Annotated in this window: 15 protein-coding genes and 1 pseudogene; 10 read left to right on the plus strand and 6 right to left on the minus strand. The window is 43.9% G+C overall.

Annotated features, from left to right (window positions below; translation table 11 throughout):
- Positions 1-17 precede the first annotated feature (17 nt).
- From Q5C82_RS17565 to Q5C82_RS17575, 3 genes are all read right to left on the minus strand, one after another.
- Positions 18-929: a hypothetical protein gene (locus Q5C82_RS17565; protein WP_003223744.1), complete on the minus strand. Its 912-nt coding sequence runs from the start codon at positions 927-929 to the stop codon at positions 18-20.
- Positions 930-1,089: 160 nt separating this feature from the next.
- Complete coding sequence (locus Q5C82_RS17570; RefSeq protein ID WP_003223746.1) at positions 1,090-2,016, minus strand: DMT family transporter; 927 nt, start codon at positions 2,014-2,016, stop codon at positions 1,090-1,092.
- Entirely contained in the window at positions 2,013-2,840 is an 828-nt protein-coding gene (locus Q5C82_RS17575) for an AraC family transcriptional regulator (protein WP_003223748.1), read from the minus strand. Before Q5C82_RS17575 ends, Q5C82_RS17570 begins: the two co-directional genes overlap by 4 nt.
- Positions 2,841-3,070: 230 nt before the next feature.
- Between Q5C82_RS17575 and purT the strand changes: the two genes are divergently transcribed.
- The 10 genes from purT (at position 3,071) to Q5C82_RS17625 (ending at position 11,716) form a co-directional block, all read left to right on the plus strand.
- A complete protein-coding gene (gene purT / locus Q5C82_RS17580) occupies positions 3,071-4,225 on the plus strand; it encodes a phosphoribosylglycinamide formyltransferase 2 (protein WP_003223750.1) in 1,155 nt (384 codons plus the stop codon).
- Positions 4,226-4,366: 141 nt separating this feature from the next.
- Positions 4,367-5,305 (plus strand): extracellular metalloprotease Mpr, encoded by a 939-nt coding sequence (gene mpr / locus Q5C82_RS17585; protein WP_003223752.1) that lies wholly within the window; start codon positions 4,367-4,369, stop codon positions 5,303-5,305.
- Positions 5,268-5,666 carry a YbfJ family protein gene (locus Q5C82_RS17590; RefSeq protein WP_003223754.1) on the plus strand — a complete coding sequence of 133 codons (399 nt, stop codon included), beginning with the start codon at positions 5,268-5,270 and terminating at the stop codon, positions 5,664-5,666. Before mpr ends, Q5C82_RS17590 begins: the two co-directional genes overlap by 38 nt.
- A 172-nt stretch (positions 5,667-5,838) precedes the next feature.
- Positions 5,839-6,723 carry an alpha/beta fold hydrolase gene (locus Q5C82_RS17595; RefSeq protein ID WP_003223755.1) on the plus strand — a complete coding sequence of 295 codons (885 nt, stop codon included), beginning with the start codon at positions 5,839-5,841 and terminating at the stop codon, positions 6,721-6,723.
- 198 nt (positions 6,724-6,921) lie between these two features.
- Positions 6,922-7,455 (plus strand): CDP-diacylglycerol--serine O-phosphatidyltransferase, encoded by a 534-nt coding sequence (pssA, locus tag Q5C82_RS17600; RefSeq protein ID WP_003223757.1) that lies wholly within the window; start codon positions 6,922-6,924, stop codon positions 7,453-7,455.
- Positions 7,446-7,934 (plus strand): DedA family protein, encoded by a 489-nt coding sequence (locus Q5C82_RS17605; protein ID WP_003223759.1) that lies wholly within the window; start codon positions 7,446-7,448, stop codon positions 7,932-7,934. Before pssA ends, Q5C82_RS17605 begins: the two co-directional genes overlap by 10 nt.
- Complete coding sequence (locus tag Q5C82_RS17610) at positions 7,927-8,736, plus strand: phosphatidylserine decarboxylase (RefSeq protein ID WP_003223762.1); 810 nt, start codon at positions 7,927-7,929, stop codon at positions 8,734-8,736. The genes Q5C82_RS17605 and Q5C82_RS17610 overlap by 8 nt, the downstream gene beginning before the upstream one ends.
- 36 nt (positions 8,737-8,772) lie before the next feature.
- The gene (locus tag Q5C82_RS17615; RefSeq protein ID WP_003223765.1) at positions 8,773-9,051 is read left to right on the plus strand and encodes a hypothetical protein; all 279 of its coding nucleotides are present in this window, start codon (positions 8,773-8,775) and stop codon (positions 9,049-9,051) included.
- Between the two features lie 103 nt (positions 9,052-9,154).
- Positions 9,155-10,495, plus strand: coding sequence for an erythromycin esterase family protein (locus Q5C82_RS17620; RefSeq protein WP_003223766.1), 1,341 nt, complete (start codon positions 9,155-9,157; stop codon positions 10,493-10,495).
- Between the two features lie 252 nt (positions 10,496-10,747).
- Positions 10,748-11,716, plus strand: a complete 969-nt coding sequence (locus tag Q5C82_RS17625; RefSeq protein WP_003223769.1) for a rhodanese-related sulfurtransferase — start codon at positions 10,748-10,750, stop codon at positions 11,714-11,716.
- Positions 11,717-11,751: 35 nt separating this feature from the next.
- Here the strand turns inward: Q5C82_RS17625 and gltP are convergent, their stop codons facing one another.
- The 3 genes and pseudogenes from gltP to nagB form a co-directional block, all read right to left on the minus strand.
- Complete coding sequence (gene gltP / locus Q5C82_RS17630) at positions 11,752-12,996, minus strand: glutamate-aspartate/proton symporter GltP (protein ID WP_003223771.1); 1,245 nt, start codon at positions 12,994-12,996, stop codon at positions 11,752-11,754.
- Between the two features lie 142 nt (positions 12,997-13,138).
- Positions 13,139-15,033 (minus strand): annotated as a pseudogene (gene ptsG / locus Q5C82_RS17635) (glucose-specific PTS transporter subunit IIBC).
- 20 nt (positions 15,034-15,053) lie between these two features.
- Complete coding sequence (nagB, locus tag Q5C82_RS17640) at positions 15,054-15,803, minus strand: glucosamine-6-phosphate deaminase (protein WP_003223778.1); 750 nt, start codon at positions 15,801-15,803, stop codon at positions 15,054-15,056.
- Positions 15,804-15,881 lie beyond the last annotated feature (78 nt).

Here is a 15,881-nt window from a genome sequence, read left to right on the forward strand (position 1 = left end):
GTCAGGGTAAAACAAAACTACATGATTTTTTTGTTATATCTTTCAGTTAGAACAAAATCTATAACTCCTTTCATTCGCAAATATTCGGCTCTCTGTGCAAAGTGCAAAACAGTATGTAATTGTCCTTTTCTAGATATATTTAAAAGCTTTATCAAATCAATAAGGATTTTCAAGAAAATAATTAATAATAGAAAGATAAAAATGTCTGGTATGTCAATGTAATTGATTTGTCCTGAAAATAAAGTAGTTGCATAGACGACAATTATACTTCCGCAAAACATCAAACTCATATAATGTGAAAGGGAAAATGGACGAGCTGAAAAATATGCTTTTAATTGGCTTAGCACAGCATTATCTTTTGTATGTAAGTAGCCCAAAAGCTCTTTATCATTCTTACTAATTGTAAGAACATGATTCAATACAGCATTAAAATTCATTGAATCTTCATTATCAGAGGCAGTTGGTTTATTAACCTGTATGTTTTGTTGATCCATTTTATATTTTTTATAAAGTATTGTATTAATTAACTTGTTTTTCTCATAGAATTCAGATCGTTGAATAAGGGATGCTTTTCCTTTGTTTTTATTTCCTCTTTTTATGACTTTAGTATAAGTCATAAAGATACAAATGACTGTAAAAATAGAAAATGCTGCAGGTGAAATATCTGATAGAATAGGATTGGTGAAAACTTCTTTTGCTTGGATGAAAAGGAAAGAAGCTAAAGTCATAGATATAAACATGCATAAAACTGCTACTTTCACAAGAAACTGAAGCGGAAGGGAAGGTTCAGAATAATAGTGCTTCAACTGGTTGAGTGTAAGAGAGTCTTGGCGAAAAAGATAATCTATTATCTCCTGTTGATTTTGCATCTGATCGATATCATGAGCGATGTTTTTTGTTTTTTCAAAAACTATTTGATCATTTTTCATTTTTTGATAAACCTCCAAAAGACGATAAATAAACTAAAAAAACTGCATGAGCATATTTTAACTTATGTTCATGCAGTTTTGTATTGATGTTAGCTTGTATAATAAGCAAAAATAGCCAGTAACATAGCAGATAATGCGGTAGAATAAAAAATGGATGCCGTTAAACATCCGTATTACATCCATTCCCCATCAGCTTCGCTTTCGGTTTCAGTTTCAGCTCTGAAATGTAGAGGCCTAGAAGTGTAAGTGCACCTCCTAGAAGAGCGATCCATGTCATGTTTTCGTGCAGGATCAGGATGGCGGCTGTGATTGTGATGACCGGGACCATGTAAATATACGCGCTGGATTTTACGGCACCGAGCACACCGACTGAGTAATTCCATGTTGCGAAACACAGGGCGGAAGCACCGATGCCGAGGAAGAGCATGTTGAGTATATTTGAAGCGGATGAAAATCGGCTCAGGTCAAAATGGAAGTCGAACAAAAATAAAGCGGGAACCATAAACAACAAACCGTATAAAAACACTCTCTGTGTCAGCTCGATGATGTGATAATCGTAAGCGCTTAATTTTTTCATGAAAATCGAGTAGCCTCCGAACACGAGAGCGGCCCCGACTGCCATGATGTCTCCGAACGGATTCAGACGCAGTACGACATTGCCGTTGAACGTAATCAATAAAAGCCCGATCAGTGCTGCCCCAAATCCAATGAAAAAAGTCAGCCGCAGTTTTTCGCCTTCAAGCAGAAAATGGGCCAGCACCGCAGTGATCATCGGAATAACGGATACGATCATGCCGACATTGGATGCATATGTATAGGTGAGAGCTATATTTTCTAATAGAAAGTATAAGGTTACGCCAAATAAACCTGCCCCGGCAAATAACAGCTCCTGCCGCCAATTTTTGAACGGAATTATTGTGGGACGTACGAGAATAAGCGCAATAAAGCCCATCAAAAACCGATAAAATAATATTTCCATTGGAGTGAAGTCATCCAGAAGAACCTTTGTCGAAATAAAGGTCGTCCCCCAAATCAGAATGGTCACAATGGCTGCGATATGCCCGGAAGTTTCTCTTTGTATGCTCATCTTTGAAGCTCCTTTTCAAAAATCTTCATGTATTGCTTCGGTGTCAGCCCCACCTGCCGTTTGAAAAACTTCGTCATATGGCTCTGATCGCTGAATCCTGTCTGAAATGCCGCATCAATCGGTCTAACCCCTTGTTCCAGGAGTTTTTTCGCTTGATTAATCCGGATTGTCTCCAGGTAGCTATTAGGGGTAATTCCTTTTTGTTTTGTAAATGAACGCAATAAATGATACTTGCTCCAGCCTGTTAGTTCACTCAAATCGTTGAGCGTAACGTTCTCGGCATAATGCTCTTCTAAAAATTCGCAAACCATTTTGACTTCGTCGGACGGTTCGGGAATGCTGCTGAGGAATGTGACGTCAGAATAATGGCGGATCAGCTCTTCAAGAAGATGAAGAAACAGCTCCTCTTTGCGCAAAGCCTGTTTTTCCTTGGATATCAAAATATGCAATTCCTGCAGGCTGGTTGTCAGCTCGTGGCGGAATAACACATGCTGGGAGAAATATGGGAGATGCCCGGCACCAGTAATCTCTTTCACCGCCTTCTCCATGACATCCGGCATCACATTGATACACCGATAATCAAGCGTCCGCCCGTCAATCTGCTCACAGCTATGCGTGTCACGGGGGTTAAAGAGGAGAAGATCACCTGGATTGATGATATATTCTTGATCCTGACAGGCCAGATACCGCTGTCCTTTTTCAATAAAGCCAATCACATAATAATCGTGAAAGTGGTTCGGGAATTTTTGCATAATCCCTTTGAAACGGTAGGCTTCTATATTAAGGTGCGGATCAAGCTGCAGTGTTCGGGTTTCGTTTTGCATGGGATGCCTCCTATCGGTGTGGTGTCTTGGGTTAAGTGTAGCATGATTTTTGGGGATTTCTTGTATGATGTTGCTGTTTGGAATAGAGAAAGCAGACCGTTATTGGTCTACTTTCGTTTAAGAATTTAAAAAAAATTCATTCTCCAATAATAAATTTATCTATTTTAATAAAAATTTATTTTTCGGATATTTCAGTTATAATGGTTGGGAAACAGATAGGAGGGGCAAAGATGTATCAATCAAAGAAGGTTTTGTTGTTAGGTTCAGGTGAGTTAGGAAAAGAGGTAGTGATTGAAGCCCAGCGTCTTGGGGTACAGACGGTGGCAGTTGACAGTTACGAGCATGCTCCGGCGATGCAGGTCGCGCATAACAGTTATGTCGTTGATATGCTGGATCGCGAGCAGATCAGAACCATCATTGAGAAAGAAAAGCCGGATTTGATTGTGCCTGAGGTTGAGGCGATCGCGACAGATGAATTGCTGAAGCTTGAAGAGGAAGGATTTCACGTCATCCCGAATGCGCGTGCGGCGAAGCTGACGATGGATCGGGAAGGCATCAGACGGCTTGCGGCGGAAACGCTCGGACTTGCGACGGCTGGCTATGAATTTGCGAATACATATGACGAATTTGTACAAGCGGCAGCTCAAATCGGCTTCCCTTGTGTCGTTAAACCATTGATGAGTTCTTCTGGAAAAGGCCAAAGCGTGTGCCGCTCTGAAGCGGATTTAGAGAGCTGCTGGGAGACGGCGATGGAAGGCGGACGTGTGAAAAACGGACGCGTAATCGTTGAGGAGTTTATCCCATTCGAATCAGAAATTACGCTCTTAACTGTACGTGCGGTGAATGGCACGACATTTTGCGAGCCGATCGGTCATGTGCAAAAGGACGGAGACTATATCGAATCATGGCAGCCGCATGATATGACAGAGCAGCAAATGGAAGAAGCGAAGCATATTGCGAAAGCCATTACGGATGAGCTTGGCGGATACGGTCTATTTGGCGTTGAGCTGTTCCTTGCGAAAGATAAAGTGTATTTCAGTGAGGTATCTCCTCGTCCTCATGATACGGGCCTTGTCACACTGGTGACGCAAAATTTGTCAGAATTCGCGCTGCATGTCCGGGCGATTCTCGGCTTTCCGATTACAGAAATCACACAGCTTTCTCCTGGCGCCAGCCGGCCCCTCAAAGCACCGGAAGAATCAGCGGATTACACTGTTGGAGGACTGGAAAACGCACTGGCAGTTCCAAAGACACAAGTTCGCGTCTTTGGTAAACCGATAACGAAAGCCGGACGCCGTATGGCGGTTGCGCTTTCTGCGGCGGATACAGTTGAAACAGCAAGAGAGAATGCAAAGAAAGCATTGGATCAGCTATCTATAAAATAGAGTTTAAGCGGGCCTTGTCTTGGACAAGGCCTGTTTTTTCATTCCCGATAAAAGTTTTATCATAAGAATCGGAAACGTGATTATAATGTAAAAGTCTTCCATTGGTTAGGGTGGTTGACACAAAAGGAGGGAGATGACAAAATGAAATTAGTTCCAACATTCAGAAAACGAGGGTTCGCTTACTTAACGGTTTTGTGCTTGGCATTGGCAGCGGCGGTATCTTTTGGCGTACCGGCAAAAGCAACAGAGAACCCGCAAATTTCTGTATCGAATACCGGTAAAGAAGCTGATGTCACGAAAAATCAAACGTCAAAAGAAGAACAGGTTTCCGCCCCTTATGAGGGAACCGGGAAAACAAGTAAATCGCTTTACGGCCAAACGGAACAGGAAAAAAACATTCAAACCTTACAGCCTTCAAGTATCATCGGAACCGATGAACGCGTCAGAATCTCCAGTACAACGTCTTTTCCTTACAGAGCAACTGTTCAACTGTCAATCAAGTATCCCAACACCTCAAGCACTTATGGATGCACCGGATTTTTAGTCAATCCGAATACAGTCGTAACGGCTGGACATTGTGTGTACAGCCAGGATCATGGATGGGCTTCGTCGATAACCGCTGCACCAGGGCGCAATGATTCCTCATATCCTTACGGAACTTATTCAGGCACGATGTTTTACTCCGTCAAAGGATGGACGGAAAGCAAAAACACCAATTATGATTACGGAGCTGTTAAATTAAACGGTTCTCCGGGAAACACGGTTGGCTGGTACGGCTATAGGACAACAAACAGCAGCAGTCCCGTGGGCCTTTCCTCGTCAGTGACAGGATACCCGTGTGACAAGGTATTTGGCACGATGTGGTCTGATACAAAGCCGATTCGCTCCGCTGAAACGTATAAGCTGACCTATACAACCGATACGTACGGCTGCCAAAGCGGCTCGCCTGTGTATCGAAACTACAGTGATACAGGACAGACCGCTATTGCGATTCACACGAACGGGGGATCATCATATAACTTGGGAACAAGGGTGACGAACGATGTATTCAACAATATTCAATATTGGGCAAATCAATAAATACAGCAAACTAGCTATTTTCATGTCTATTTTGTTTTTATGCGGATGCAGTTCACAGACGCATTCTGCTCAGAAAGAAACGGCTATTCCTGTCACTCTTCATGTGGAGGATGCCAAGGGGCTTCCCGTCGAAGCGGTTCAAGTGACGATTGTCAAAGCGCCGGCCTCAGACCAGGAGCCGAGTACAGAGATAGGCGAGATACTCGGTAAAACAGATAAAAACGGAGACATCAAATGGGATACAGGCAAAAAAGGTGACTACTCAGTCGCATTGACGAAGGGGGAAACATCAGTAACCCATCACATCTCATTAACAGAGGATAAAAAAGATAAGATCATTCCTTTAGTTTTCAAAGAATAGGCGGTTTTCCTGATTTTAAGGGAAATTGCCTTTTTTTATTTTCACAGGAAGACAAGATATATACTGGAAATTTATAATATGAGATAATGAGAAATAGGTATTTTTTCTTACGAGACAAAAGGGGCATTATCCTTTATTTTATATCAATCAAACCCGGAGGAAAAAGAAGAAGATGACACAAGATTCGATGCAGCTTGCCGCGGCTGAAAGCGGTCTTCGCTTTTACCAGGCATATGATCAAAGCCTTTCTTTGTGGCCGATTGAGTCGGAAGCATTCTATGTTTCTACTCGTTTTGGAAAAACACATATTATTGCAAGTGGGCCAAAGGACGCACCTTCGCTCATTTTGCTTCACGGGGGGCTCTTCAGCTCTGCTATGTGGTATCCGAATATCGCGGAGTGGAGCAGTCAATATCGTACATATGCGGTCGATATAATAGGAGACAAAAATAAAAGTATCCCATCAGCTGCTTTGGATACGAGAGCTGATTGCGCAGAATGGCTGAAAGACGTCTTTGATTCTCTTGGACTTGAGACAGCACACCTGGCAGGCCTTTCGCTTGGCGGATCCCATATCGTGAATTTTTTGCTCCAAGCGCCTGAAAGAGTAGAGCGGGCGGTTGTTATGAGTCCCGCTGAAGCATTTATTTCATTTCATCCGGATGTCTATAAATACGCTGCAGGGCTTACGGGATCAAGAGGGGCTAATGAATATATTAAGTGGATTACCGATAGCCGTTATGATCTACATCCTGTGCTGCAAAGACAAATTGTAACGGGTGTGGAATGGCAGGACGAACAAAGAAGCCTGAAGCCGACAGCAAATGGCTTTCCGTACGTGTTCACAGACCGGGAATTGAAATCGATAACGGTCCCGATACTTCTGATGTTCGGTGAGTACGAGGTCATGTACCATCAGCAAATGGCTTTAGAACGGGCTTCAGTATTGGTACCGGGGATTCAGGCTGAAATCGTGAAGAACGCCGGACATCTGTTATCTCTGGAGCGGCCAGAGTACGTCAATCAACGCGTCTTGTCCTTTTTAAGCGGGGAATAATATAGTAAGAAACATGAAAAGATTGGCATTCATTGTTCAAAAGGTAACAAATGTTGTATAATAATAGAATTTGAGTGCTGCTTTTTTGGGGGCATTCTATGTTATCATGCTTAGTAGAGAAAATTTTTCCTGTAACGCTATTCGATCCATATCGTCGAATGAGATAGATGGTTTTACAATTGGAGGTTTGGTTACACTGTGAATTATATCCCCTGTATGATTACGATAGGAAACTTTACTTGCGGACTGCTGGCGATTCATTCCTTGTTATATCACAACATTCATTCAGCAGTGCTTTTCATTTTTACCGGCATGTTTCTCGATTTCTTTGACGGGATGGCAGCGCGTAAACTGAATGCCGTTTCTGATATGGGAAAAGAACTGGATTCATTTGCCGATCTGGTTACGTTTGGTGTGGCTCCTTCTATGCTTGCGTACAGTGTCTCATTATATGCCCTTCCGTTTATCGGGATTTTATGCGCATTAACGTACAGCATTTGCGGAATGCTTCGCCTCTCTAAATTTAACATTGAGCAAAGCAAGCTCCCGACCTTTATCGGCATGCCGATTCCATTTGCGGGTATGTGTCTCGTTATTCTAAGCTTCGTCTATAACCCGGTCCTGCTGGCAATCGGCACTTGCGGACTTTCATATTTAATGGTGAGTAAAATAAAATTCCCTCACTTTAAAAAACATGCGGCAGAAAACCTGGAGTCCGAGAGATGGAATTAGTTCAGCAGCTCATAGCGGATTACGGTTATATCGCTATTTTTTTGATGTTGGTTCTAGGGATTGTTGGACTGCCGATTCCAGATGAAGTAATGATGACCGTCGTTGGTTACTTCACGCATACTGACGTGCTGAATTATGAGCTTTCGATTTTGATCAGCTTTGTCGGGGCTTTGTTAGGCATGCTGATCAGCTACATGATCGGCAGAAAAGCCGGGCGTCCGTTTATCGACAAGTACGGCAAGTGGGTCGGATTAAAAGAAAAGAGAATGATGAAAGTAGAAAAATGGATGAATAAATACGGCCCATATTCTCTTATTTTTGGTTATTTCATTCCCGGCGTCAGACATATGACGTGTTATTTTTCGGGAATCGGCAAAATGAACTTGAAAACATATATTGCGTTTGCGGCAATCGGCGCCTTCTTATGGTGCTTTATTTTTATTACAATCGGAAGGGTTATAGGGATTATTCATGTTTAATACGGCTGTAAAGATTCTGTATCGATCATTGATAGAGCTGACGAATCATCGTCTGTCATCCTATCTGATTAAAGGATTTTGCGAGTCTAAAATCAGCAAACCGGTCATTCCGCTTTTCTCAAAACACTTTCGGCTAAATTGGGATGATGTAGACGGTTCGGCCGCTGATTACGGTTCGCTGTCCGAATTGTTCATTCGACAGATTAATTTGGAGCGGCGCCCTGTTTCAAAAGAGGCACACGCGGTAGTTAGCCCTGTTGACGGTGTGGTTCAGACGGTAGGAACCATCAACCCGAATCAAACCTTTACAGTAAAGGGAAAAGATTACTCATTCGCAGAGTTGACCGGCTGTAAAAGCGCAGACCATCAATACAACGGCGGATACTTCATCGTGCTGTATCTAAGCCCGCGGCATTATCACCGTTTCCATTCTCCAATCAGTTGCAGGTATCAAAAGCTGGCCGAGCTTGGAAATCGCTCATATCCAGTAAATCAATTAGGGTTAAAATACGGAAGAGATGTGCTGTCGAAAAATTACCGGTTTGTGTACGAGCTGAATGGCGGTACTCGAAATGTCCTGATGATTCCTGTCGGCGCGATGAATATTAATTCTATCGTACAGACGAGTACACGGGACGAGCTGGAGATCGGCGAGGAGCTTGGATACTTTTCATTCGGCTCAACCGTCATTTTGATTTTTGAAAAAGACGCGTTCCAGCCGTCCGCCAATTTAACAGAAGGCCAAGAAGTCCAAGTCGGAGAACTGATAGGTTACGAAGAAAAAAAAGAGGAGCTCGTATAAACGCAGCGCCTCTTTTTTTGAAGAAAGGTGAAACTCATGGAGAAACAAATCATCAGCTGGATCACAGATTATCAGAACACCGGAGATGAAGCCGTCCTGCGGCAAGTGCGGGAAGCGTGCTGGCCAATTGTTGAAGGAGTTCTGCAAGAGAAGGCAACAGATGAAGAGCAAGCGAGTGATTTTCGCGAGAAAGGAATCGAACGGTTTCCATTCATCATCAGCAAATATCAAGCGGATGTGCAGCTTCCGGTTGAAACATTTTTACGAAATACGTATCGGTTTTACTTTCATCAGGTGATGAGAGGATCCAGCTAAAGCTTCTTTCAATAGAGAAGCTTTTTTGTTGGTGAAAAAAGGAAACTTTTTCTGTATCAATCTCGTAACTACTAGAGAACCTTACAGAAAAGGAGAGATAGAATTGAAACGAATGATAGTGAAAACGGTTCTGCCGCTGCTGATTGTCTGTCTGGTGTTTACTTCTTTTTCAGCCTCCGCCCGAGCTGCTTCTGAAGAAAAACATTGGAATCGCTGGATTGAACGACATGCACATCCGCTGGATTCTTCCGATGCCTCAAACAAAGACCTTCGCTTTCTAAAGAAGGTGCTGAAAGGAAAACGAATCGTTCAGTTAGGAGAAACCACACACGGCGCTGGCGAAATCAATGCAACAAAGGTCCGAATGATCAAATACCTCCACGAAGAACTGGGATATGATGTATTAGCCTTTGAGTCTGGCTTTTCCGATACAAATGCATCCTACCTTAACATGGATCAATTAACCTCTAAGGGCACGATGAAAAACTCCATTTACGCCGTTTGGCACACAGAAGATGTCGTTGAACTGTTTGATTACATGAAAGAGCAAAAAGAGAAAGGCGATCCGCTTATCCTTACTGGATTTGATATTCAAAGCATGAAGAATTCATTCAATGATGCTGCAAACCAATGGGTAAAAGCGGTGGACCCTGAAAAAGCAGAGCTGCTCTCCCAATCAGAAAATGACTTTTCAACATTGGTGACTAACAGCAACACGTTTGATGAATTTACGCAAAAGAAAGAAGCGCTTGTGAAAAACTATCAGGAGCTGATCAAGTTCGCTGAAACACATGCTTCAGAGTTAAAAGCCCACCTTCCTAAAGAGCCGAAAGCTTATGAGATGTTTATGCATTCCCTTCAGCTGAGAATTGACGTAATGGAAATGTATATGCTGGAAGAAATGAAAGAAAAACTAAAGGATTATCCGGATAATATTGAGGATTTTTCATTCTATATGAGAGACCGCATGATGGCTGAACAATTTCAGTGGGTTGCGGAAACCCTTTATCCGAAAAAGAAGATCATTGTCTGGGGCCACAATTACCATCTTCGCAAACAGAATACCAAAATGATAAAGGACTGGGTACAGCTAAACGGCCCTAACATGGGGGATTATTTGCCGGAGCGGCTGAAAAAACAAACATATACGATTGGCATTTATGCTTACTCAGGTGCGAGTCTGGATAGCTCCGATAATAAGACGGTTACGCCGGTCACAAGCCCGCTGCCGTCTGGAAGTCTCGAAGCTTTGCTGAAAACTGCGGACCATCCAGCTGTCTTTGTTGATTTTCTCCATACAAAAAACAAGAAAGGCACTTCGTGGATGTATACCCCGCGGACAGCATTGTATTGGGGGTTCATGGAGGAGCAGATGATTCTAAAGGAACAATATGACGGTGTCATTTGGCTGGAGCATATCACGCCATCAGTCATTATCAAGTGAGAAGCATCCCCCCTGTTATACTACAGGGGGCAGTTCAGCTTATCATTTGATAGTTTTCAGATAACTACTTTAGTTAGTAAGTTAATGGAAAATACCGTTGGTTATTAATAAATCCTTACGCCGCTTGGGTTTGTAAGAGCTTGGATATTTTTATCAGTCTGTGCGGATATGTTCATCTTTGTGGCATTTTCCTGTATGATATAGTAAGAGTGTGCATAGCAACTAACTATAATCGAACAGGGTGTTTAAATCATGGAAAAACAATACAGAGTATTACTTTACTATAAATATGTTCCGATTGAAGATCCAGAGGCGTTTAGAGAGCAGCATCTGGCTTTTTGTAAGGAGCTTGGTTTGTTAGGCCGTATCCTTGTTTCTTCTGAAGGAATTAACGGTACGGTATCAGGTACGGTTGAGCAGACTGAAAAATATATGGAAACAATGAAAGCTGACCCTCGTTTTGCGGACATGGTATTTAAAATTGATGAAGCAGAAGACCATGCGTTCAAAAAAATCTTTGTCCGTCATAAAAAAGAGCTTGTAACGCTTCGTCTTGAAGATGATGTGGATCCGAACGAAACAACAGGTCAGCATTTGAAGCCTGCAGAATTTTATGAGAAAATGCAGGATCCAAACACAATTGTAATCGACGCGCGTAATGATTACGAGTATGACCTTGGCCATTTCAGAGGAGCAGTCCGTCCTGACATCGAGGCCTTCCGTGAATTGCCTGAATGGATCGAAGAACATAAAGATATGCTTGAAGGCAAACAGATTTTAACGTACTGCACGGGCGGCGTGCGCTGTGAAAAATTCTCAGGCTGGCTGGTGAAGCAAGGCTTTGAAGATGTAGCACAGCTTGACGGCGGAATCGTGACATACGGAAAAGATCCTGAGGTGCAAGGCAAGCTGTGGGACGGCCAGTGCTATGTCTTTGATGAAAGAATCAGCGTGCCTGTCAACCGTGTCGAGCATGTGATTGTCGGAAAAGACTACTTTACAGGTGAACCGTGTGAGCGTTATGTGAACTGCGCAAATCCATCTTGCAACAAAAAAATGATATGCACACCGGAAAATGAGTATAAATATATGCGCAGCTGCAGCCACGAATGCCGCACGAACCCAAGAAACCTGTATGTTTCAGAGCACAATATGACAGAAGAAGAAGTGAACGCAAGACTGGCAGCGATTGAAAAAGAAGAGCACGCTGCTGCTGAATAATCGAAAGAACACCTCGGGAATGAGGTGTTCTTTTTTTATACGCTTTCGGTTTGTCCGTTTGCAGAGGCCCATTCTTTTTCGCGGAAGGCCTTTTCCCATTTTGACACCACGATGCAGGCCATCGCATGCCCCGGTACGTTCACGCCTGTTCTCGCCATGTCCATGACACGGTCAACGCCCGCAATAATGGCGACGCCTTCAGCAGGAAGCCCTACAGCATTGGCAGTTGCCAGAAGAACAACAAGCGAGCCGGACGGAACAGCTGCAATGCCTTTACTTGTCATGACAAGCACAAGCATCATCAGCAGCTGCTGGGACAATGTCATGTCTACATGAAAGGCCTGCGCCAGAAAAATAAAGGAAACCGATAAATATAAGCTGGAGCCGTCACAGTTCAGTGACAAGCCGGAGGGAACGACAAATGATACCACTCGTTTCGGGCAGCCGTATTTCTCCATTCTGTCCATCAGCTGGGGGAGAATGGTTTCGGTGCTGGTGGTGGAAAACGCGATCAAAAACAGATCCCATATCATTTTTAACACTTCGAAATACTTAATATGAAAGATGAGACCGACAAGCGGAAAGAGGACAAAGAGGATCAGGAACAGACCAAGGAATACCGTGCCAACCAGTTTAAACATAGGGAGGAGGAGTTCGATGCCATATTGGCCTACAGAGGCTGCCATCAGGGCTAACACGCCAATAGGAGCAGTCACCATAACGATTTGCGTGAGTTTGAACATAATCTGAGCGGTGGATTCAAAGAAATTCATCACTGGTTCAGAGGCTTTGCCAATGCCGGCCGCGGCGACACCAAACAAAATCGCAAAGAAAATAACGGCAAGCAAATCATTTCTGGCCATGACATCAATAATGTTTGTAGGAATAATATCGAGGATCATTTGTTTGAAATCAACAACTTTGTCTGTGTAGCCGGAAAGTTCATTGATATCTTTTTTCGCCAAATGGGAGAGGTCAAGCCCGACACCCGGTTTTAAGACATTCGCTAATACAAGTCCAAGCCCCAATACCAATGTGGTAATCACTTCAAACCAAATGATCGTCTTGATGCCGAGACTGCCCATTTTTTTCATGCTTCCGCTTCCTGCAGCTCCGATGACAATGGTAGAAAACACAATCGGCACGACAATCATTTTAATTAAACGAATAAACCCATCTCCGACAGGCCTCAGCGCCATCCCGAAATCAGGAAAAAAATGGCCGACCACTGCGCCGACAGCCAAAGCGATTAAAATTTGGAACGCGATCAATTTTCTCAAATGAATCCCCCTTTTCATGATGATAGGATGAGGTATATTCATATCATTCGTAAATCAAATGAAAAAACCTTATTTCAAATTTTATTTTGATAGCGCTTTCATTATGTTGGCGAAAAAGTCCCCCGCATCAGGGGGGACTTTCTTACTTCATTTGAATGTGCTTCATATCTTCTTCAGATACATTTGTGAAAATAACCGGTGTCACAGCGGATGCGGCATGCTGCTTGATGTAATCGAGATCAAATGTAAGAAGCAGTTCGCCTTGTTTGACGGCTTGTCCGCTCGTCACATGTGCTTCAAAGCCTTCCCCGCTCAATTTGACGGTATCAATGCCGACATGAATCAGAATTTCGGTGCCTCCGGCGCTCATAAAGCCGATGGCGTGCTTCGTCGGGAAAATGGAGACAATTTCGCCGTCCGCAGGGGCAACGACTTTTCCTTCTGATGGATCAATCGCAAACCCCTCGCCCATCATTTTTTCTGAAAAGACTTGATCAGGCACGTCCGTCAGAGAGACCGTTTCTCCCTTGAGCGGATAAATAAAGGTCTCACCGGAAGCAGGCTTCTGCTGTTTATCAGTCTCTGTTTCAAGCGTGGCGGCGGTGTCGGGGACGCCTCCGGCCATGATCGTTTTGATGTCGTCTTTTAAGGCATCGGATTTTGTTCCGAATATCGCCTGGAAGTTGTTGTTGACTTCCAGCACACCTACTGCACCAAGCCGTTTTAATTCATCCTTGCTGACTTGGCTCGGCTGATGAACGGTCACACGAAGTCTTGTAATACACGCATCCAGGTTGGCGATATTTTGCTGTCCGCCTAAGGCCTGCAGCACGTGAAAGGCAAGCTGGTCTTTTGCGACAGGAGCTTTTGCCTCAGTCTGATCGGCTTCATCTGTTTCACGGCCGGGTGTCTTCAAGTTCCATTTCAAAATCGCAAATCGGAACAAATAATAATAAATGAATGCAAACACGATCCCGACAGGAATGACAACCCAGCCGTTTGTCGACAGCCCGTAGTTCAAGACGTAGTCAATGCCGCCGCCTGAGAACGTATAGCCGTGGCGGACATGGAATAAATCACAAACGACAAAGATGACGCCGGCGAGAATAGAGTTAATTAAATAAAGCACGGGCGCAACGAACAAGAAAGAAAACTCAACCGGCTCTGTAATGCCTGTCAGCATAGATGTGAGCGCCGCAGAAATCATCACGCCGGAGATCTTTTCTTCTTTTCCGGACGCGCGGTATGGATAATGGCAAGAGCAATTGCCGGCAGACAGAAAATCATGTAAGGGAAATCTCCCATCATAAAGCGCCCAGCTGTCGGGTCTCCTGCGAAAAACCTTGTCAGGTCGCCGGTTACGGTGCTGCCTGTTGACGGGTCTGTGTATTCTCCCATCATAAAATAGAAAGGTGTATAAAAAATATGATGCAGGCCAAAAGGAATCAGCAAACGATAGATCGTTGCATAGAAGAACAGGCCGACCGTTGAATCGGCAATTAAACTGCTGGCTGCGTTAATTCCGTTTTGGATTAGCGGCCAAACAAATGAGAAAATCACGCCGATTACCAATGAACTGATGGAAGTAATAATCGGGACAAACCGTTTGCCTGAGAAAAATCCAAGGACCGGATGCAGCTCGATGGATGAAAAACGCTTATATAAATATGCGGCAAGAAGCCCGATGATGATGCCTCCGAATACCCCCATATCAATGAGGTGCTCGGCTCCTTCATAAGGAGGCTGAAGGCCGAGTAATTTTCCCATGTTGTCGAGGGTGACGGTCAAAATGAAATATCCAATGACAGCGGCAAGTCCGGCTACACCTTCGCCGCCGGCTAAACCGATCGCGACCCCCACGGCGAAAATCAGCGGCAGGTTATCGAATACAACGCCGCCGGCATCCTTTATAATAGGGATGTTCAGTAAATCCTTGTCACCGAAACGGAGCAAAAGACCGGCTGCCGGCAGGACGGCAACCGGAGTCATCAACGCGCGGCCAAGCTGCTGCAGAATTTGAAATGCCTTTTTAAACATGACAGTCTCCTTTTATTGTTTTATGAGTATGATGTATTCTTTAATTTTTGAGCTGCTTTTTGATCGGCGATAACGGTTACATGATTGTGTTTTTGAAGAATTGAGGCTGGTACATCTGTCGTGACAGGACCTTCAGCCATCTTTTGAATGGCATCTGCTTTTTCCTCGCCGCTGGCTAAAAGCACAATATGTTTGCTGAATTCCATGATGGTTTTAATGCCCATAGAAATCGCGAGTCTCGGCACCAGCACAGGATCACCGCCGAAGAATCTGGCATTTGCCTGTATCGTGCTTTCTGACAGCTTCACAACTCGTGTCCGATCCTCAAAATCAGATCCCGGTTCATTAAAACCGATGTGGCCATTGGCGCCGATGCCGAGAATTTGAACATCAATGCCTCCCGCCTGACGAATGAGATCCTCGTATACCTTGCATTCAGCCTCAAGCTGCGGATTGTCTCCTTGCGGGATATGGATATGGCTAGGCTGCATATTAATATGCTGAAAAAGATGCTCATGCATAAAATGGTTATAACTTTGCGGATGAGATGGAGAGAGACCAGCGTATTCATCCAAATTAAATGTAGTAACCTTTGAAAAATCGATTTCGCCTGCCTGATAGTCTGAAATCAGCTGCTTGTACAAGCCGACCGGCGTGCTTCCTGTTGCCAGGCCGAGAACGGCATCTTTCTTAGCCTGTATCTGTTCTTTAATAATGTTAGCGCTTAACTTACAGAGTTCTTCATAGTGCTCGGCGATTATAATCTTCATGTGACACCCCCTCAAAGAGATAGACAAGCATCATATTTGTTATAATCAATTTATGATAGTTGTCATTACGAATTTAGC

Source organism: uncultured Bacillus sp. (assembly GCF_958411575.1).
Taxonomy (GTDB): Bacteria; Bacillota; Bacilli; order Bacillales; family Bacillaceae; genus Bacillus; species Bacillus spizizenii.